Origin of the sequence: Streptomyces spinoverrucosus (genome assembly GCF_015712165.1) — a bacterium.
GTDB classification, from domain to species: domain Bacteria; phylum Actinomycetota; class Actinomycetes; order Streptomycetales; family Streptomycetaceae; genus Streptomyces; species Streptomyces spinoverrucosus_A.
In genome coordinates this window covers 135,323-152,330 of record NZ_JADPZX010000001.1, presented here as the reverse complement: position 1 = coordinate 152,330, position 17,008 = coordinate 135,323, and the positions used below count along the sequence as shown (strand labels likewise).

15 protein-coding genes and 1 pseudogene are annotated in these 17,008 nt (G+C 69.7%); 10 read left to right on the top strand and 6 right to left on the bottom strand.

The features are described 5' to 3' along the window. Positions 1 to 260: 260 nt before the first annotated feature. Together I2W78_RS00730 and I2W78_RS00725 are read left to right on the top strand one after the other, a co-directional pair. A complete protein-coding gene (locus I2W78_RS00730) occupies positions 261 to 623 on the top strand; it encodes a hypothetical protein (RefSeq protein ID WP_196456005.1) in 363 nt (120 codons plus the stop codon). Then, positions 614 to 1,105 carry a PH domain-containing protein gene (locus I2W78_RS00725; RefSeq protein ID WP_196456003.1) on the top strand — a complete coding sequence of 164 codons (492 nt, stop codon included), beginning with the start codon at positions 614 to 616 and terminating at the stop codon, positions 1,103 to 1,105. Before I2W78_RS00730 ends, I2W78_RS00725 begins: the two co-directional genes overlap by 10 nt. Before the next feature lie 185 nt (positions 1,106 to 1,290). Here the strand turns inward: I2W78_RS00725 and I2W78_RS40025 are convergent, their stop codons facing one another. From I2W78_RS40025 to I2W78_RS00700, 4 genes and pseudogenes are all read right to left on the bottom strand, one after another. Next, the gene (locus I2W78_RS40025) at positions 1,291 to 2,370 is read right to left on the bottom strand and encodes an alanine racemase (protein ID WP_230885284.1); all 1,080 of its coding nucleotides are present in this window, start codon (positions 2,368 to 2,370) and stop codon (positions 1,291 to 1,293) included. Positions 2,371 to 2,726: 356 nt separating this feature from the next. After that, positions 2,727 to 3,110 carry a VOC family protein gene (locus I2W78_RS00710; RefSeq protein ID WP_196464337.1) on the bottom strand — a complete coding sequence of 128 codons (384 nt, stop codon included), beginning with the start codon at positions 3,108 to 3,110 and terminating at the stop codon, positions 2,727 to 2,729. Positions 3,111 to 3,241: 131 nt separating this feature from the next. Next, positions 3,242 to 4,245 (bottom strand): annotated as a pseudogene (locus I2W78_RS00705) (transposase); the annotation flags it as partial. Positions 4,246 to 4,336: 91 nt separating this feature from the next. Continuing rightward, the gene (locus tag I2W78_RS00700; RefSeq protein ID WP_196456001.1) at positions 4,337 to 4,690 is read right to left on the bottom strand and encodes an antibiotic biosynthesis monooxygenase family protein; all 354 of its coding nucleotides are present in this window, start codon (positions 4,688 to 4,690) and stop codon (positions 4,337 to 4,339) included. A 291-nt stretch (positions 4,691 to 4,981) separates the two neighbouring features. Between I2W78_RS00700 and ltnD the strand changes: the two genes are divergently transcribed. From ltnD to I2W78_RS00665, 7 genes are read left to right on the top strand one after another with little or no spacing between them, the layout of a single operon-like run. After that, on the top strand, positions 4,982 to 5,905 hold the full coding sequence (gene ltnD, locus I2W78_RS00695; RefSeq protein ID WP_269066281.1) for an L-threonate dehydrogenase: 924 nt from the start codon (positions 4,982 to 4,984) through the stop codon (positions 5,903 to 5,905). A 1-nt stretch (position 5,906) separates the two neighbouring features. Then, positions 5,907 to 7,187 carry a 3-oxo-tetronate kinase gene (otnK, locus tag I2W78_RS00690; protein ID WP_196455997.1) on the top strand — a complete coding sequence of 427 codons (1,281 nt, stop codon included), beginning with the start codon at positions 5,907 to 5,909 and terminating at the stop codon, positions 7,185 to 7,187. After that, complete coding sequence (locus I2W78_RS00685; protein ID WP_196455995.1) at positions 7,187 to 7,846, top strand: class II aldolase/adducin family protein; 660 nt, start codon at positions 7,187 to 7,189, stop codon at positions 7,844 to 7,846. Before otnK ends, I2W78_RS00685 begins: the two co-directional genes overlap by 1 nt. A 52-nt stretch (positions 7,847 to 7,898) precedes the next feature. Beyond that, entirely contained in the window at positions 7,899 to 9,206 is a 1,308-nt protein-coding gene (locus I2W78_RS00680; RefSeq protein WP_196455993.1) for an MFS transporter, read from the top strand. Positions 9,207 to 9,242: 36 nt separating this feature from the next. Then, positions 9,243 to 10,055 carry a 2-oxo-tetronate isomerase gene (otnI, locus tag I2W78_RS00675; protein ID WP_196455992.1) on the top strand — a complete coding sequence of 271 codons (813 nt, stop codon included), beginning with the start codon at positions 9,243 to 9,245 and terminating at the stop codon, positions 10,053 to 10,055. Then, on the top strand, positions 10,052 to 11,107 hold the full coding sequence (gene denD / locus I2W78_RS00670; RefSeq protein WP_196455991.1) for a D-erythronate dehydrogenase: 1,056 nt from the start codon (positions 10,052 to 10,054) through the stop codon (positions 11,105 to 11,107). The genes otnI and denD overlap by 4 nt, the downstream gene beginning before the upstream one ends. A 5-nt stretch (positions 11,108 to 11,112) precedes the next feature. Beyond that, the gene (locus I2W78_RS00665) at positions 11,113 to 11,865 is read left to right on the top strand and encodes a FadR/GntR family transcriptional regulator (protein ID WP_196455990.1); all 753 of its coding nucleotides are present in this window, start codon (positions 11,113 to 11,115) and stop codon (positions 11,863 to 11,865) included. A 124-nt stretch (positions 11,866 to 11,989) separates the two neighbouring features. Here I2W78_RS00665 and I2W78_RS00660 read toward each other — a convergent pair whose 3' ends face one another. After that, positions 11,990 to 14,677 (bottom strand): LuxR C-terminal-related transcriptional regulator, encoded by a 2,688-nt coding sequence (locus tag I2W78_RS00660; protein WP_196455989.1) that lies wholly within the window; start codon positions 14,675 to 14,677, stop codon positions 11,990 to 11,992. A 130-nt stretch (positions 14,678 to 14,807) separates the two neighbouring features. Here I2W78_RS00660 and I2W78_RS00655 point away from each other — a divergent pair, with 130 nt between their 5' ends. Next, on the top strand, positions 14,808 to 15,866 hold the full coding sequence (locus tag I2W78_RS00655; RefSeq protein WP_196455988.1) for an MBL fold metallo-hydrolase: 1,059 nt from the start codon (positions 14,808 to 14,810) through the stop codon (positions 15,864 to 15,866). A 170-nt stretch (positions 15,867 to 16,036) separates the two neighbouring features. On the opposite strand, the gene I2W78_RS00650 is transcribed toward I2W78_RS00655, so the two are convergent. Next, the gene (locus tag I2W78_RS00650; RefSeq protein ID WP_230885282.1) at positions 16,037 to 16,930 is read right to left on the bottom strand and encodes an oxidoreductase; all 894 of its coding nucleotides are present in this window, start codon (positions 16,928 to 16,930) and stop codon (positions 16,037 to 16,039) included. Between the last annotated feature and the right edge of the window lie 78 nt (positions 16,931 to 17,008).

Below are 17,008 nucleotides of genomic sequence, written 5' to 3'. Positions count from 1 at the left end.
GCTACGACATGAGCGAAGCCGCGTCTGTGCCAGGCCGAGCGAAGTACCAACTGGGCATCAGCGCCGGGACCGTGGCCGGCCAGCCGCCCCGGCCTGCACGAGCGCACCTCCACCACCATCACTCACTCGGACCATCCCTGCCACTCGGACAGAGTCCGCAGTGGAGGAGCGGAAGCGGACGATTACTGTCAGCTGCAGCCCTTCGCTATTCCTTCCGGCCGAGTGTTTTTCCAAGACGCAGCCCATGTGAGACTTGACGGATGGATCCGAGTGAAGGACCGGCAGGGCCGAATCTCTCGGTGGCGCGCATCGCCGTGGTCGGCGCGGTCGCAGCAGCGGTGACCTGCGTCGTGGCTGTGTGTACCGTTCCGCAGCCGTCGACTGGGGTCATTGTGGTCGGATTATGCTTGCCGACATCTGTGGGGGTAGTGATGCTCTGGCAGGCATCGGTCTACACCTGGCGGCGGGGCGCTATGCGTCCACGGGCATTCGTCGTCGATGAGGGCCGCGCATTCGTCCTGCTGCCGGACCATGCGACGACACGCGCCATCGGCCTTGTACTGATGTGTACCTTCGCGGTGGGCTACCCCATCATCGAGGCGCGGGAAGCCTCGTGGGGCTGACCGGGTGGGCGGTTCTGGGACTGGCCCTGATCATCGTGTCCAACGCTGCCCTGCATGTCGTGTTCCTCTGCAGGGGCACCCCCCGCCCGCTCGTGGATGTGACGCCCGCCGGTGTCACAGCTCGCGGATTCTTCGGATCGGTGCATGTGGCATGGGAATCGTTCAAGCCCAACTACGCTATTTGGCCCAACCGGCAGATGCGTGTGGGACTGCCGGTCTACTCACGAAGAGCCGTATTGCAGCGCGGGCCGCGACCGTACGGCGTCCGACTCCCGGCGAAGCGGGAACCGTTCTACGACCCGTTCGAACTGTCCGGGGCATGGGCGACTAACCCCTGGTGGGCCGGCCAGGCCATTGCGTGGTATTGCAGGTTCGGTCACAGCCGCAGCCAGATCGGCACCGCTGTCGAGCACGATCTGCTCGTCTCCCGGCTGCGCGTGCACCGGCGCGAGATCGATGAGCAGCTGAGCAGCTACCAATGAGCGCTCAGTGGCAATCGGCCCATGTTCGCTGCCGGAGAGCGCTGCGTTAGTTGATGTCCGTTCCGCTCTTTCGGGAGGGGTAAGTGGGCCGGCCACGGTGTCGCCGGGAGGCTGGGGCTGCGGCTGGACGAACAAGCCCTGCTCGGTCTCAGTCAGGATTCCGCACTCGACGCGCCGCTGGAGTTTCAGGCTGGTGTTGTTGACGGTATTGGGCGCGATCTCCAGATCCATCGCCTCGCACACCTGCCGCGCCCGCAGTGAGGCCACGGCCGCGGCGAACACCGCCCTGAACTGCTGGTGGGCCGGGTGGTCCGGCAGCTTCGGGGTCGGCGGCGTGGACGGCTGCGGATCGGGCAGCTCCAGCAGTGTCTTGCCTTGATCCGGATCTCCTCGGCGGCCCGGCCAAGTTCGTCCAGCCGTGCTGTCAGCTGCGCGATCTGCTCTCGCGTCGTCCCGGCCTGGGCGGCGATCTCCCGTTCCCGCTCCTCCAGGTGTGCCGGCACCGCGCCTAGGGTGTGCTGATCGCCGGTCATGTGCTGTGCCAGGCCGGTGCGGTGGTCCCGGTCAGCCCGCGCACTATCACCGCGGTCATCGCCCAGTACACCCGCGACTCGGAGGTGCGGGGCTGGTGCTCGTAGCCGCGCACCAGCCCCAAGATCCCGCAGCATCTCCGCGGCCTCACCCAGCGTGCGATCCTCATCCCGCGCGGCGCGCTCGCGCGCCTGCCCGTCGTGACCGTAGCCGTGTCCCGGGAACGTGAACACACCCACGACATCCAGGCCCGCGTCGGCCGTCGCCTTACCGACTTCGCCAACAGCGGCAGGCTGCACTCCCGTGCGACGGCTGCCGCTGTCGACCTCGACGAGCACCTCGACCCGCCGGGCGCTGTCGCGCACCGCCTTCCCCAACCGCTGCGCGCCTTCGACTGATTCAACGCCGACTTTCAGGGACACCTCGTCCGCCAACCGGCGCAGCCGCTGCGCCTTGCCGGCATCGAGCCACACCGGGTACGTGATGAACAGGTCATCCACGCCGGCCCGGACGAATGCCTCGGCCTCGCCGATCGTGGCCACCGACAGCCCGCGGGCACCTGCCCGAAGCTGTCGGTTCGCGATCTGCGCACACTTGTGGGCCTTGGCGTGCGGACGAAGCGAGAACCCTTGAGACTGCGAAGTCTCAGCCATCCGCGAGATGTTCCTGTCCAGAATCTCCGGATCGGCCACGAGTACTGGGGTCGCCAGCCCATCAGGCAGCGGTATCGCCATCTCGTGCCTCCCACCATGAAACATGTCGCGATGATCATGGCAGGTCGGCGAAACGGGCCAGCAGGGTCATCGCGGACGACGGGATCCACTGCACCATCCCGGACAAGGCCGATCACGTCCGCAACCACAAGAGGCCCGGCCCCGCGGCGGCCCCCCGCCGGCCATCGACAAGCCCGACAACCGTCGGGGTCACGCGGCCGAGTGGGGCATCAACCGCCTCAAAAGGCACCGGGCCGTGGCCACGAACGGTACGGCAAACTCGTGTTCCGCAAGGAGGCGACCGTTCGCATTCGCGGCCATCAACGAGTGGCTGTGACCAGCTGTCATACGAAACCGGCCTGGATGGCGCGTGAGCCTCAGGAAGTCATCGCGGCTCGGTCGGACTCGCTGCGCAGAACGCAGAATTCGTTGCCTTCGGGGTCGGCAAGGACTGCCCAGCCAGAGCCATCGGGATTCCGGTGATCGGCGACGAAGGTGGCACCGATCTCCAGCAGCCGTGCCACCTCCTGCTCACGCGAGGTCTCAGGGCGCAAGCACAGATGGATCCGGTTCTTGATCTTCTTCGGCTCGGGCACCTGGTTGAAGTGCAGCACTGGGCCCTCCGTCAGAAGCACTTGAGTCTCCTGATCACCCGGTTTGTCCTCGGGGTGCAGTGGACGGCCGGTCACCCTGCTCCAGAACCGGGCCAGCTCGTAGGCATCCGCACAGTCAATCGCCACGTTCTGCAATACCGAAACCATGCGCGCCAGCCTCCCTGATTTCCACTCCAGAAACCAACGAGTCGCGCTCATCGTTCGCGCACACATCTTGGTGACGGGCCAGTGCTTTACGAGCCGGAGGGTGCGTCGGCGGCCGGTGTTGAGCAACTGGGGGCGGTGTGGTCCAGGGGGAGGTTACGCAGGCCGGTGGTGCGGGCGGCGCGTATGTGGTCCTCGGCCCGCGCGCCGGCGGTGCCGCAGTTCAAGCGCGGCGATGGAGACGTCCTTGGTGTTGATGGCGAACGCCGTGAGGCGCATGCCGTCGGCGTCGGTGAGGCCCAACTGGGCGCTGGGCTGCGGGCGTTCCTCGCGGACGATCAACCGCGTCTCCTTGGGCCGGTCCGTCAGGCAGTCACCGCCGAGTTCGGCGACCCATGCCACGTCGCGGATCTCGCCGTCCGGCTCGACGGCTGGCGTCCAGGCCGATGCCGGGACCTTCGGAACGGCCTGCTGGATGGCATCGGGGATGGTCATACCGACCGAGTCGGTCAGCCACCGGCCGCGGGCGGACAGCAAGTCGACGAACTCGTGGATCCCCCCGCCCGAATCGGTACGGATGAGCGTCTGACGTCCCCGTCGGTATTACTTCGGCAGCTGCTTCAGGGCGAGCCGGGAGGCCACGATATGGTCCGCGGCGGTATTGCTTCCCGCGTTCCCGGGCCCGAGCAGGGCGGCAACCGGCTCCCCGGATCCGCCCCGGCCGTGGTCGACGAACTTCATCAGCAGATGGTGGCCGAAGCTCTTCTTCCGGCTCGCGGCGGGCATCCTGCTTCTCGGAATGAGCGATCACGAGCACTCCGTCCAAGTCCACGACCACTGCCCGCTCGCGTCCGATGCAGGGTCACCGGCCAACGTCCATGCATCTGCCCGGACTTGAGCGCGAGCCTGCCGCGGCGCGGGCGGGCCGGCGCACGCTTCCCGCCCGCTGCCGGCGTGTCGACCAGCCGGGACACCGTCGGATCGGAGGCCACCGGACCGAACACCGACGGCGCGCCCCGCAGCATGCCAACGTCCGCCGGACCGTCCCCGCCCAGCGCGACCGCGAGCGCCACATCCACCAGAACCTCGCCTGGATCATGCACCGCCCGCGGCCGCGCCACGGCGCCAACGCCGCCGATGACGATCTGGACCCAGACAAGTCTCATCGTTGCAGGTCAGAAGCGCTCTTCGCGTTTCTGATCATCCACCGGACGGGCCGACACGGGCTCTTACGTGCGCTTGAACCCTCGGCTCCGCTCCACCTTCGCGACATGCAGCGTGTAGCTCTGGTACCACTCGACTCGCCCGCGCTTCTGTGCCGCGCGGTGCTCGGCGTTGTTCCTCCACTCCGTGAGGGCGTCGGCGTCGCGGAAGTACCCGACCGTGATGGACAACCCACCAGGCGTGTGCGCGTGGTCCATCCCCAGGAACCCAGGGACGTCCTTCACCAGCTCCTCCATGCGGGCGGCAGTCTCGCCGTAGCCGCTCTGGTCCTCGGCATGCACCGAAGTGAAGACAGCGGCGTAGTAGGGGGGTTCAAAGGCTTCAACCGGTGTGACAGGCGCTTTGGAGTGATCGCTCATGTTGCCACTTTGAGGCAGGACGCGGCCAAGGATCCAGGGCTTTGCCCGGACGGGATGCACAAGGGGTCCAGCTGTTGAGACTCATCGGCACTCAAAAAAACGGACTTCTCTCCCTTCGCCAGTCCCCGCCCGACGCCGCGAGTTGCCCGCCTCCTACTGATCACTCACCACCCGGCCTCGCGAATGTGATGTACCTCACAGGGTGACATCCTCCATCCTCAGGTCATCATATGACCTGACCACTCACAGCCGAGTGTGGGCCGCAGCCCTGCCCGGCGCAGCAGGACGAGGATGGGCATGAACGACCAGGACAGGCCGGCGCGGCCGCGCGTGGGTGTAGTGGGTCTCGGGGCCATGGGGCTCGGCATGGCGCGTAGCCTGCGCGGAGCGGGCTTCGACGTGGGGGTTCACGATCTGCGTCCGGAGGTGGCCGCGGACTTCGCCCTTGACGGCGGGACGGCGTTCGCCTCCCCGGGCGAGCTGGCGGCCACGGTGGATGTGCTGGTCGGCGTGGTGGTCAACGCGGCCCAGGTCGAGGCGGTGCTGTACGGCGCCGCCGGGGCGGCCGGGCGGCTGCGTCCCGGTGCTGTCTTCGTGATGTGCTCCACCGTCGATCCCGGCTGGTCCGCGGCGCTCGAAGGGCGTCTGGCCGAGCAGGGCGTGCTGTACCTGGACGCGCCCATCTCCGGCGGCGCCGCCCGGGCCGCGACCGGCGAGCTCACCATGATGACGTCGGGCTCCGACGCGGCGTACGCGGTCGCGGACCCGGTGCTCGAGGCGATGAGCAGTACCGTCTACCGTCTCGGCGAGCAGGCGGGGCTCGGCTCGAAGGTCAAGATCGTGAACCAGCTGCTCGCGGGCGTGCACATCGCCGCGGCGGCCGAGGCGATGGCGCTGGGCATCAAGGCCGGCGTACCGGCGGAGGCGCTCTACGAGGTCATCACGCACAGCGCCGGCAACTCCTGGATGTTCGAGAACCGCATGGCGCATGTGCTCGCCGGTGACTACACCCCGCTGTCCGCGGTGGACATCTTCGTCAAGGACCTGGGCCTGGTGCTCGACGCCGCTCGGCCGGAGCGGTTCCCGCTGCCTCTCGCCGCCACCGCCCATCAGATGTTCCTCCAGGCGTCGGCCTCGGGCCTGGGAGCGCAGGACGACAGCGCGGTCATCAAGATCTTCCCGGGCGTGGACCTGCCCGAGCCGAAGGAGGGCTGACATGGGAATCCGACTCGGCTGCATCGCCGACGACTTCACCGGCGCCACCGACCTCGCCAACAACCTGGTGCGCGCGGGTATGCGCGTGATCCAGCTGATCGACGTACCGGCGACCGGCCCCGAGCAGGCGGTGGACGCGGACGCAGTCGTCATCGCGCTCAAGTCGCGGACCGTCCCCGCCGCCGACGCCGTGGACTCCTCGCTTCGCGCGCTTGAGTGGCTGCGGTCGGCGGGGGCCGAGCAGATCTACTTCAAGTACTGCTCCACCTTCGACTCCACGCCCGCCGGAAACATCGGACCGGTCACCGAGGCCCTGATGGACGCGCTGGGCACCGACTTCACCATCGCGACGCCCGCGTTCCCCGACAACGGGCGCACCGTCTTCAAGGGACATCTCTTCGTCGGCGACGTGCTGCTCAGCGAGAGCGGTATGCGCCATCATCCGCTCACGCCGATGACCGACTCCAATCTGGTCTCGGTTCTCGCGGCGCAGACGAGCAGGGCGGTCGGCCTCATCGATCACAGGGCGGTGGCCGAAGGCGCCGAGGCGATCCGGGGGCGGGTCGGCGCCCTGCGCGAGGAGGGTGTCGGGGTGGCCGTCGTCGACGCCGTGTCCAACGACGACCTGGTGCGGCTGGGCGCGGCGGTCCGGGGGATGCCCCTGGTGACCGCGGGTTCGGGACTGGCGATCGGCCTGCCCGCGAACTGGGGGTTCAAGCCGTCCCCCGCCGCGGCGCACCTTCCGCCGGCCGACGGTCACGCGGCCGTCGTATCGGGATCGGTGTCCGTGGCCACCAACCGGCAGGTGCTCGCATTCCTGCGCAGCGGGCGGCCCGCCTTCAGCGTGGATCCGCTGCGGATCGCGGGCGGCGAGGACGTGGCCGGCCAGGCCCTCGCCTTCGCCGAGTCGCACCTGGCCGACGGACCGGTCCTTGTCTACTCCACTGAGGAACCGGACGCCGTCCGTACGGTCCAGGGACGGCTCGGGGCCGCTGAGGCCGGTGAGCTCGTCGAGCGGACCCTGGCCACGGTCGCGCAGGGGCTCGTGGAGCGTGGCGTCCGCCGTCTCGTCGTCGCGGGCGGCGAGACCTCGGGGGCGGTCGTGCAGGAGCTCGGTCTCACCGGGCTGCGGATCGGGCCCCAGATCGACCCCGGCGTGCCCTGGTGCGCGGCACCCCTTCCCGACGGCAGCACGCTCCACATCACGCTCAAGTCCGGCAACTTCGGGGGCCCCGACTTCTTCAGCTCCTCCTTCGCCCTCCTCGAGGAGGAGACGCCGTGATGGATCCTGTCGAGCACGCCCGCCACGAGATCGTCCGCGTCGGAACCAGCCTGTTCACCCGAGGCTACGTCCACGCCAGCGCCGGCAACATCAGCGCCAAGGTCGGCGACAGCCACCTGATCACGCCCACGGACGCCGCCCTCGGCTTCCTCGAACCCGACCGTCTCGCCCTGGTCGACGCGCGGGGCGAGCAGACCACCGGCGACCGCGCCAGCAAGACCCTGACGCTCCACCGGCGGATCTACGAGGCCGACCCCACGGCCCGGTACGTCGTCCACACCCACTCCACGCACCTGGTCGCGCTCACGCTCGCCGGCGTGTGGAGCCCGGACGACGTACTCCCGCCCATCACGCCGTACTACGTCATGAAGGTCGGGCACGTCCCGCTCATCCCCTACCACCGGCCCGGCGACCCGCGTGTGGCCGACCTGGTGACCGACCGGATCGCCGCCCACGCGGCCGACGGCACGCCGATCAGGGCCGTGCTGCTCGACCGGCTGGGCCCCGTCGTCTGGGGCCCCGACGCGGCCACCGCCCTCGCCGTACTCGAAGAACTCGAGGAGACGGCCCGCCTGTGGCTCCTGACCGACCGTCGCCCCGAGCCGCTCCCCGCCCACGCCGTCGACGAACTGAGGAACGTGTTCGGCGCCACGTGGTGACCAGCTCCACCCCTGTCAGAGAATCCCCTGAGCCGCACGAAGGATTCCGCTCATGTCCATGCCCACAACGGCGGCCGGCGTCCCCGATCTCGCTCAAGAGAGCGCCGTCTTCCGCAAGGTCGTCCGCCGCATCGTCCCGTTTCTCATCCTCTGCTACGTCGTCTCCTACCTGGACCGGGTCAACGTCGGCTTCGCCAAGCTGCAGATGTCCGACGACCTGGGGTTCAGCGAGGCGGCGTACGGTCTGGGTGCCGGCCTGTTCTTCATCGGCTACTTCTTCTTCGAGGTCCCCTCGAACCTGATACTCCAGCGCGTCGGCGCCCGCAGGTGGATAGCCCGGATCATGATCAGTTGGGGCCTGGTCTCCGCGTCGTTCATGTTCGTCACCAACGAGGCCACCTTCTACGTGCTGCGTTTCCTGCTCGGCGCCGCGGAGGCGGGCTTCTACCCCGGCGTGATCCTGTACTGCACCTACTGGTTCCCCTCGCAGCGCCGGGCCCGGGTGATCGCGATGTTCATGTCCGCCATCCCGGTCGCGGGGATCTTCGGCAACCCGCTCTCCGGCTGGATCATGGACCGCTTCCAGGGCGTCAACGGCTGGCACGGCTGGCAGTGGATGTTCCTGCTCGAGGCGATCCCCGCGGTCCTCATCGGCGTGGCCACGCTGTTCTACCTCGACGACGGTGTGCGCAGCGCGAAGTGGCTCAGCGACGAGGAGAAGGCCGTCGTCGAGCGGGCGATCGCCGAGGACACCGCGCACCAGACGGTGCACGGCCGGGTCTGGGACGCGTTCCGCGAGCCCAGGGTGTGGCTGATGTGCTTCATCTACTTCTGCTTCGTGATGGGCCAGTACGCGCTGACGTTCTGGATGCCCACGTTCGTCGAATCAACGGGCATCGAGGGACCGCTCGCGATCGGCGTGCTCAGCGCGGTGCCGTATCTGGCCGCCCTGGTGGCGATGAACCTCTTCGGCCGCTCGGCGGACAAGCGGCGCGAACGCCGCTGGCACCTGGTCGTACCGTCCCTCATGGGCGCCGTCGGCTTCTCGCTGGCCGCCGGCTGGTCCGGCTCGACCGCACTCTCGCTCGTGGCCCTGTCCTGCGCCGCCGCCGGAGTGCTGACCTGCGCGCCGCTGTTCTGGTCGCTGCCCACCGCGTTCCTCGGCGGTACGGCCGCCGCGGCCGGCCTCGCCGCGATCAACTCGGTGGGCAACCTCGCGGGGTTCGTCAGCCCGTACATGATCGGCGCGCTCAAGGACTCGACCGGCTCGACGTCCCTGCCGATGTACGTCCTGGCCCTCAGTCTCGTCCTTGGTGCCGCCGCCGTGCTCAGCACCGACAAGCAGACCGTCAACCGCTGACGGACCCCCTGAGGGTCCTCGATCAGGAGAGCCGGCATGCCGAGGTTCGCCGCGAACCTGTCCATGATGTACACCGAACACGATTTCCCCGACCGCTTCGCCGCGGCCTCGGCGGACGGCTTCGAGGCCGTCGAGTACCTCTTCCCCTACACCTACGACGCCGCAGAGTTGCGCCGCCGGCTCGACGACCACGGCCTGCGGCAGGTGCTCTTCAACGCGCCCCCCGGAGACTGGAACTCCGGGGAGCGCGGCGTGGCGGCGCTGCCCGGACGTGAGGCGGAGCTGCGCTCCGGGTTCGACCGGGCGCTGGAGTACGCCGCCGCGCTGGGCTGCCCCCGGCTGCATGTGATGGCCGGGCTCGTACGACCGGACGCGACCGCGGGGGAGCGGGCCAAGCACCGGGACACCTACCTGGCCAACCTCGCCTGGGCGGCGGGACGGGCGGCCGACGCCGGCGTCGACGTCCTGATCGAGCCGATCAACGGCCGCGACATGCCCGGATACTTCCTCACCACGCAGGGCGAGGCGCACCGCCTGGTCCAGGAGGTCGGGGCCCCGAATCTCAAGGTGCAGCTCGACCTCTACCACTGCCAGATCGTCGAGGGCGACCTCACCACCACGCTGCGCCGTGACGTGCCGACCGGCCGGGTCGGCCATCTGCAGATCGCCGGCGTGCCCGACCGCCACGAACCCGACCGCGGGGAACTCGACATCCGGCACCTGTTCGACGTCGTCGACGAACTGGGCTTCGACGGATGGATCGGCTGCGAATACCACCCCGAGTCCGGCACGAGCGAGGGGCTCGGCTGGCTGAACGACTACCGAAGCAACCGGAGGGACCAGGCATGAGGATCGTCATCACGGGCGGCTTCGGCTTCCTGGGGCGGCAGCTGGCCGCCGCACTGCTCCAGGCCCGGACATTCGAGGGTGCGCCGATCGACCGGCTCGTGCTCGCCGACCGATTCGTGCCCGCGGGGTCGCCGGAGGCGGACGATCCCCTCGTGAACGTCGTACCGGGCGACCTCCGCGACAGTCTCGACGAGGTGTTCGCCAAGCCGGTGGATGTGCTGATCCACCTCGCCTCCGCGGTCTCGGCCGAGTGCGAGGCCGACTTCGACCTCGGCATGAGCGCCAACCTGGACACCACCCGCGCTCTGCTCGAAGCCGCCCGGACGCAGTCCGCCGCGGGCGGGGCGACGGTGCGCGTGGTGTTCTCCAGCAGCGTCGCGGTCTACGGTTCCGACCCGATGCTGCCGCTGCCGCAGGTGGTCAGCGAGTCGACCCTGCCCACACCACGGTCGAGCTACGGCACCCAGAAACTCGTCTGCGAGCAGCTGATCGCCGACTACACCCGCCGTGGATTCGTCGACGGACGCGTCGCCCGCCTGATGACCGTGGCCGTGCGGCCGGGCAAGCCGAACGCGGCCGCCTCCGGTTTCCTGTCCGGCATCATCCGCGAACCTCTCTCCGGCCTGCCGGCCACCTGCCCGGTCGACCCCGGCCTGCGGGTGGCCCTGGCCTCGCCACGGCGCACAGTGGAGGGCATCCTCCGCATCGCCGAGGCCGTACGAGGAGCCGGGCCGGGTCGGCTGGACGGTGGCGTGCCGGTCAACCTTCCCGCGCTGACGGTATCGGTCGCCGAGATGCTGGCCACGCTGCGGCGGGTGGCAGGCGACCCGGTGGCCGACCTCGTGACGGTCACGCCCGACCCCGGGGTCGAGGCCATCGTCGGCTCGTGGCCCGCCGTCTTCGACAACGCGCGCGCCGCGGCACTGGGGCTGAAGCCCGACCCGAGCTTCGAATCGGTGCTGCGCCAGTACATGGAGGACCACGCCAAGGCGGTGGTCATCGATGCGTCGGCCCACTCCGCCCGGGTGGAACGGTCCGTGCCGATAGACTGAAAACCATGTTTTCCAAGGTGAGCGGTCCCGTGCGGCTCGCGGACCAGGTCGCCGCGGTACTCGCGGACGAGATCGAGTCCGGGCGGCTGGCCGAGGGCGACAAGCTGCCGACCGAGGTGGAACTGGTCAAGCAGCTGGGCGTCAGCCGTACGGTCGTACGAGAGGCCGTGTCGCGGCTGCGCAACGCGGGCCTGGTCGAACCACGGCAGGGCCGCGGCGTGTTCGTCCTGCCCCGCCGCACCAGGCCGCTCGACCTCGAGGCCGAGGCCGCCGACACCAAGGCCAAGGTGCTGCAGATCGTGGAGGTACGCCGCCCCATCGAGGGCGAGGCGGCGTACCTCGCGGCCGCCCGAGCCACCCCGGACGACCTGGCCCGGATGAGCCGGGCCCTCGACGCGATCGACGCGGCCGTGGCGGCCGGCGGTGACGGCGTGGACGAGGACCTCGCCTTCCACCAGTCCATCGCCGAGTCGACCGGCAACGCCGTGATGGTCTCGACCGTCCGCTACCTGGGCGAGGTGCTGCGCGGCGGCATCCGCGTCACCCGCGCGAACGAGGCGCGGCGCCAGGACTTCATAGAAGCCGTCCGCCACGAACACCACGCCATCTTCGCCGCCATCGAGGCCCGCGCCGCCGAGTCGGCCCGCGCCGCCGCACGCCTCCATCTGAAGCACGCCGCGTTGCGGCTCCAGGACGCCGACGACGGATTCTGGAACGACAGCCCGGACCTCGCCGTGGACCTCGACACAGCGCCCTGACCGCGGGCAGGTCCGGGGAGGGGCTGAGTCGGCAGTGCCACACCATGACCTACGTACGTCCGCCACTGCGCCCTGGTGAGTCCTGTGCCGGTCCGGTCGCACAGGCTGCGGGCAAGGGACCTGATCAAGCCGAACCAGGGGCGAGCAGCCCGACCTCCCGTGCCCGTCGGACCGCCGAGGAACGGTCGGTGGCGCCGAGCTTGGCGTAGATCCTGCGTATGTGGGTGTTGACGGTGTTCGGTGAGACCGACAGCTCGTTCGCGATCTCGGGCCGGGTGAGGTTGGTGGGCAGGTAGCGGAGCACGCGGAGTTCGCTGGGGCTGAGCTCCTCGGCGGGGAGCGGGGACGCCCACTCCGCGGGGCCGAGTGTGCCGTCCTGGACGGCGTCGAGGATGTCGGCGATCAGAGCGGCGTGCGATGTTCCGTGGGCGGGCAGGGTTGGCAGCAGCCTCCAGGCGCCGGTCATAGCGAAGGGGAGGATCAGCCTTTCGGGTTCGGCCAGATTCAGCGCCTGTGCCAGGGCCAGGTCTACGGCGGCCTCGTCGCCCAGTTCGCGGCTGGCGAGCGAGTCCAGGAGATGCGCCTCGAGCCGGGTGAGGGCGTGGTTGACCGGCGCGGTTCCGTCCAGGATCGTCTGAAGCTCGCGGCGGGCGCGGTCGGGGTCGTGCTCCGCAAGGCTGATGGCTGCGGCGGCGTTGCGGACCTCACCGAGGGCGGCCTGCTGGGCGTCGAGCGCGGCAAAGGTGCTGCGGGCCTCGTCGATCATGCCGAGGCGTGCCTGGGTGGCGATCGTCCAAGCGGTCACCCGGGTGGACAGCGCGTGCCGTCCCGGCATCGACGCCTGGACTTCGCGGGCGGCGGCGAACTCCGCCAGGGCCTCGTGGTGTTGGCCGCGCGCGGCCGGCAGGACGGCGGCGATCAGGCGGAGGAGCAGCCGCAGGCCGGGTTCGCTGTCCGGCGAGGTGACGCGTCGGGCGCGCTCGAGCCACCCTTCGCCGTGATCGAACGCGCCCGTCCAGATCAATGTGCCGGCGAGGGTCACCAGCGCCGGTGCGATCACCGGTTCGGTGTCCCAGCCGTGGCGTGCGGCCCGGGTGATCGCCTCTTCGCAGCGATGGCGGGCGAGGGTGAGGGAGCGAGTTGTCGAGGTGAACCCGAGGTGAGCGAGGCACGCCACCTCCAGGTACGGCCGGCCGATGTCGCGGGCGAGGGCGGCGCCCTCCAGCAGGTGCCGCTCGCTGTCGGCCAGCCGCATGGACCACGCCTCTGTCACGCCGAGGTTCAGTAGCGCGACGGCTCGCAGATCGCTGCCGAGCGCCACCTCGGCGCCGGAGTGGCCGGCCACCACGGCGGGCACGGCGCCGACCTGCTCGAAGACGCTGTCGAAGTCGCCGCGCAGCCGCGCGTACAGCAGGTTCAGGGACGCGAGGGCCAGGAACAGCCTCTGTCGGCGGTCCTGCGCCGCCGTGTCGGCGGAGGAGCGGGCGACCTTCAAGTGTGCGTGCGCCTCCTCCAGGCGGAGGTGGGTGAGGTCGGCGATCGCATGGACCAGTGCCAGGTCCGGGAAGTCCTCACCGGGCTGGGCGGGGAAGGAGCGCAACAGCTCCGCGACGGTTCCGGCCTGGCCGTCCAAGGTGAGGCTGAGAGCGTGCTCGGCGAGAAGACCGGCGGCATCCCTCCAGTCTCCGGCGGCCTGCAGGTGGCGAATCGCGTCAGCGGTCTCGGCATGCTCGACGCACCAGCGCGCGGCGACCCGGTGCAGGTCCGGGATGTCCGCGGCGGCCGTTCGACGCAACTCCAGCCGCAGAAGGCCGTTGAACAGACGGTGGTAGCGAAACCAGGTCCGGTTCACGTCGAGCGATACGACGAAGGCGTTGGCGTCCTCCAGGTCGAGCAGGATCCGCTCCGATCCCGTGGCGCCGGTGAGGAGGTCCGCCAGTTCGCCGTTGACCCGGTCCAGCACGGAGGTCCGCAGCAGCAACCGCTGGACCTCGGGCGGCTGGCGCTCCAGCATCTCCGCCATCAGGTACTCGCCGACAGCACGGTCACTGCCGGAGAAGCCGGCGACGAACCCTTCGGGGTCGGGGTGACCGGCCAGCGACAAGGCCGCGAGACGCAACCCGGCCGCCCAACCCTCGGTCCGTTGATGCAGCGTGACGACCGCCTCGTCGGACAGCGTGATTCCGGCGACGGTCAGCAGCTCGCGGGTCTCGTCCACGGTGAAGGGCAGCTGCGCGGCGCGGATCTCCGCCAGCTCCCCGGCAAGCCGCAGCCGGTGCAGACGCAACGGCGGGTCGTGGCGCGTGGCCACGACGGCGTGTACGCCGGACGGGAGTCGCATCAGCAGCGCCGCGAGCTGATCGACGGCCGCGGACGAGGTGAGTTCGTGCAGATCGTCGATGACGAAGACGAACGGCCGCTCAGCCGCAGCCAGTTCAGACAGCACCTTGTCCACCATCGCGTCGGCGTTGAAGCCGGGTGCCACCGGGGGCGGTTCCGTGGGCCCGTCGGCGCCGGCGGCCGCACGGATGGAACTCAGCAGGGCCAGCCAGAACAACTGCGCGTCCGCCTGTCCGGGCCGCACGGTCATCAGGGCGATCCGGCGATCCCGGCCCGCCGCGTCGGCCCAGCCGCGCAGCAGCGAGGTCTTCCCGCTGCCCGCGGGCGCCGAGACGACCGTCACCTGGTGCTCGGCGGCGCGGTCCAGCGCGTCGAGCAGGCTGTGGCGGCTGATCAGACTTTGCAGGACCGGAGCGCCGCCCGAGTCCGCGGCAGGCGCCAAGCGGCGGATTGCGCCCTCTCGTTCAGGCATGAGGCCAGCGTAACCCCCGGCGATCACCGCAATCAGGTGATGTGCGCTCACCTTTCCGCCGGGGAGCCTGAGCACATCTCGCGCCATTTGCTGACGAGTCCCCAGCTCTGCTCAGGTGAAAGGATCTCCGATGTCATCCCACTCCGCTACCGACCGCCGCACCTTCCTGGCCAAGGGGGCGGCGCTCGCGGCCGTCCCGGCGGCCGCTGCCCTGACCGGCGGACCCCTCGCCCAACCGGCGTTCGCCGACGATCTGCCCGACTACGCGCCCATCCCGCAGGCGGCGCTCGGCCCGGCGGTCAACGAGCAGGGCTACTACGTCGGCAGAGTGCGCAAGAACCTGTACTACGTCACCGACAGCGCCTACCAGGCCGCGTTCCTGACCACCCGCGACGGCGTCGTGCTCTTCGACGCGCCCCCGACCATCGGGCACAACCTGCAGCGGGCCATCGACCAGGTCACCGCCGCCAACGGCGTGTCCAACAAGGTGACCCACATCGTTCACTCCCACCACCACGCCGACCACCTCGGTGCCTCGTCGCTGTTCGGCAAGGACGTGACGCGGCTCGGTCACACCGAGAACAAGCGGCTGCTGATACGCGACAACGACCCGACCCGCCCCGTGCCCGACATCACCTTCGACAAGCACTACACGCTGCGCGTCGGCGGGGAGCGCATCAAGCTGACCTGGCACGGCACCAATCACACCGCCGACAACATCTACATCCACCTGCCGGACCACGAAACCCTCATGCTGGTTGACGTGAACCTGCCAGGCTGGGTGCCGTTCGACACGTTCAACATCAACGAGGACGTCCCCGGCTCCCTTGCCGCCCCGGGCAAGGCGCTGGCCTACCCGTGGAAGCACTACATCGGCGGACACATGGGGCGGCTCGGCACCCGCGACGACATGGTCGTCTACCAGCAGTACCTGAACGACATCGTCGCCAACGTCAAGAAGGCCCTGGGCGCGGTCGACCCGACACCGTTCTTCGTCAAGTACGGCAACAACACCTGGGCCGCGGTCAAGCACTATCAGGCCGCTCAGGTCGACTACGCCGCCGCACCGGTGATCAAGAAGTACACCGGGGTCCTCGCCGCCGCCGACGTCTACACCGCCAGCACCACCTTCCTCATCCTCGAGTCCATCCGCCTGGATCTGGGCGTGGGCTCGCAGGTCCACGCCTGACCGGACACAGCATTCCGGGCCGGTGCCCGACTCCCGCAAGGCGTCGGGCACCGGCCCGGTCGAGGCCACCGGACGCCGAAGCCGCCCCGGTAGCCGGCGCCGAACAGACAGGTGGTTGGCGAGTTCGCGGAACTCATGACCGCGAAGCTGCGCAGGCGACGTCGTACGGGTCAGCGGGCCGGGAATCGTGCGGCCAGTTCCGCCCGCGCGGCCTCGTCGAGTCGGACCTCGGCGGCGCCGAGGTTCTCGGCGAGATGTGCGCGGGTACGGGTGCCGGGGATGAGGAGGATGTTCGGCGCGAGGTCGAGCAACCAGGCCAGGGCGATCTGCGCCGGCGTGGCACCGAGCTTCTCGCCGACGGCGGCAAGCGCGGGGCTGGTGAGGATCTGGTTCTGAACACCCCGCGGCCATCCCAGCGGGCAGAAGGGAACGAACGCGATGCCTCGCGTCGCGCACTCCTTGAGCACGTCCAGAGACCGCTGATCCGCCAGGTTGAAGAGGTTCTGCACGCAGACGATGTCCGTCTGTGCGAGTGCGCGCAGCAGTTGCCGTCGGGAGACGTTGCTCAGGCCCACCCCGTCTGTCAGGCCCTCGTCCCGGGCCCGGATCAGGGCTGCCAACTGGGCGTCGAACCGTTCGCCGTCCTCGGACGGGTCCATCATGCGCAGATTGACGGCCGCCAGGCGGCTGATGCCGAGCGTGACCAGGTTCTCCTCGATCCCCCGGCGCAACTGGTCGGGCGCGTCATAGCGCAGGACCGCGCCGGTGTCGTCGCGACGGGCGGCGACCTTGCTCACGATCGCCAGGTCGGCCGGGTAGGGGTACAGGGCCTCGCGGATGAGTTCGTTGACCACGCCCGGTCCGTAGTACTGCGCGGTGTCAATGTGGTCGACCCCGCGGTCGACCGCCATCCGCAGCACCCGCAGGGCTTCGTCCCGGTCGCGGGGCGGGCCGAAGACGTTGTCGCCGGCCAGTTGCATCGCGCCGTACCCGACGCGGCGGACCTGCCGGCGGCCGAGGGCGCCCGTCCCGACGGAGCCAGGGTCGGGCATGCGGTACGTCATGCTGCCTCCGATGGTGTGACGCGACGCCGAGCACCGGGCAGCTCCAGCGGGCCGGTGTGAGTGCCCTGCGGCGAGAGC

Excerpts from the sequence above, each read along its gene's own strand:
- I2W78_RS00685 (WP_196455995.1), top strand. The coding sequence starts at position 7,187 with ATGGATCCTGTCGAGCACGCCCGCCACGAGATCGTCCGCGTCGGAACC.
- I2W78_RS00665 (WP_196455990.1), top strand. The coding sequence starts at position 11,113 with ATGTTTTCCAAGGTGAGCGGTCCCGTGCGGCTCGCGGACCAGGTCGCC.
- I2W78_RS00730 (WP_196456005.1), top strand. The coding sequence starts at position 261 with ATGGATCCGAGTGAAGGACCGGCAGGGCCGAATCTCTCGGTGGCGCGC.
- I2W78_RS00680 (WP_196455993.1), top strand. The coding sequence starts at position 7,899 with ATGTCCATGCCCACAACGGCGGCCGGCGTCCCCGATCTCGCTCAAGAG.
- ltnD (WP_269066281.1), top strand. The coding sequence starts at position 4,982 with ATGGGCATGAACGACCAGGACAGGCCGGCGCGGCCGCGCGTGGGTGTA.
- otnK (WP_196455997.1), top strand. The coding sequence starts at position 5,907 with ATGGGAATCCGACTCGGCTGCATCGCCGACGACTTCACCGGCGCCACC.
- denD (WP_196455991.1), top strand. The coding sequence starts at position 10,052 with ATGAGGATCGTCATCACGGGCGGCTTCGGCTTCCTGGGGCGGCAGCTG.
- I2W78_RS00650 (WP_230885282.1), bottom strand. The coding sequence starts at position 16,930 with ATGACGTACCGCATGCCCGACCCTGGCTCCGTCGGGACGGGCGCCCTC.
- I2W78_RS00655 (WP_196455988.1), top strand. The coding sequence starts at position 14,808 with ATGTCATCCCACTCCGCTACCGACCGCCGCACCTTCCTGGCCAAGGGG.
- I2W78_RS00710 (WP_196464337.1), bottom strand. The coding sequence starts at position 3,110 with ATGGTTTCGGTATTGCAGAACGTGGCGATTGACTGTGCGGATGCCTAC.
- otnI (WP_196455992.1), top strand. The coding sequence starts at position 9,243 with ATGCCGAGGTTCGCCGCGAACCTGTCCATGATGTACACCGAACACGAT.
- I2W78_RS40025 (WP_230885284.1), bottom strand. The coding sequence starts at position 2,370 with ATGGCGATACCGCTGCCTGATGGGCTGGCGACCCCAGTACTCGTGGCC.
- I2W78_RS00660 (WP_196455989.1), bottom strand. The coding sequence starts at position 14,677 with ATGCCTGAACGAGAGGGCGCAATCCGCCGCTTGGCGCCTGCCGCGGAC.
- I2W78_RS00700 (WP_196456001.1), bottom strand. The coding sequence starts at position 4,690 with ATGAGCGATCACTCCAAAGCGCCTGTCACACCGGTTGAAGCCTTTGAA.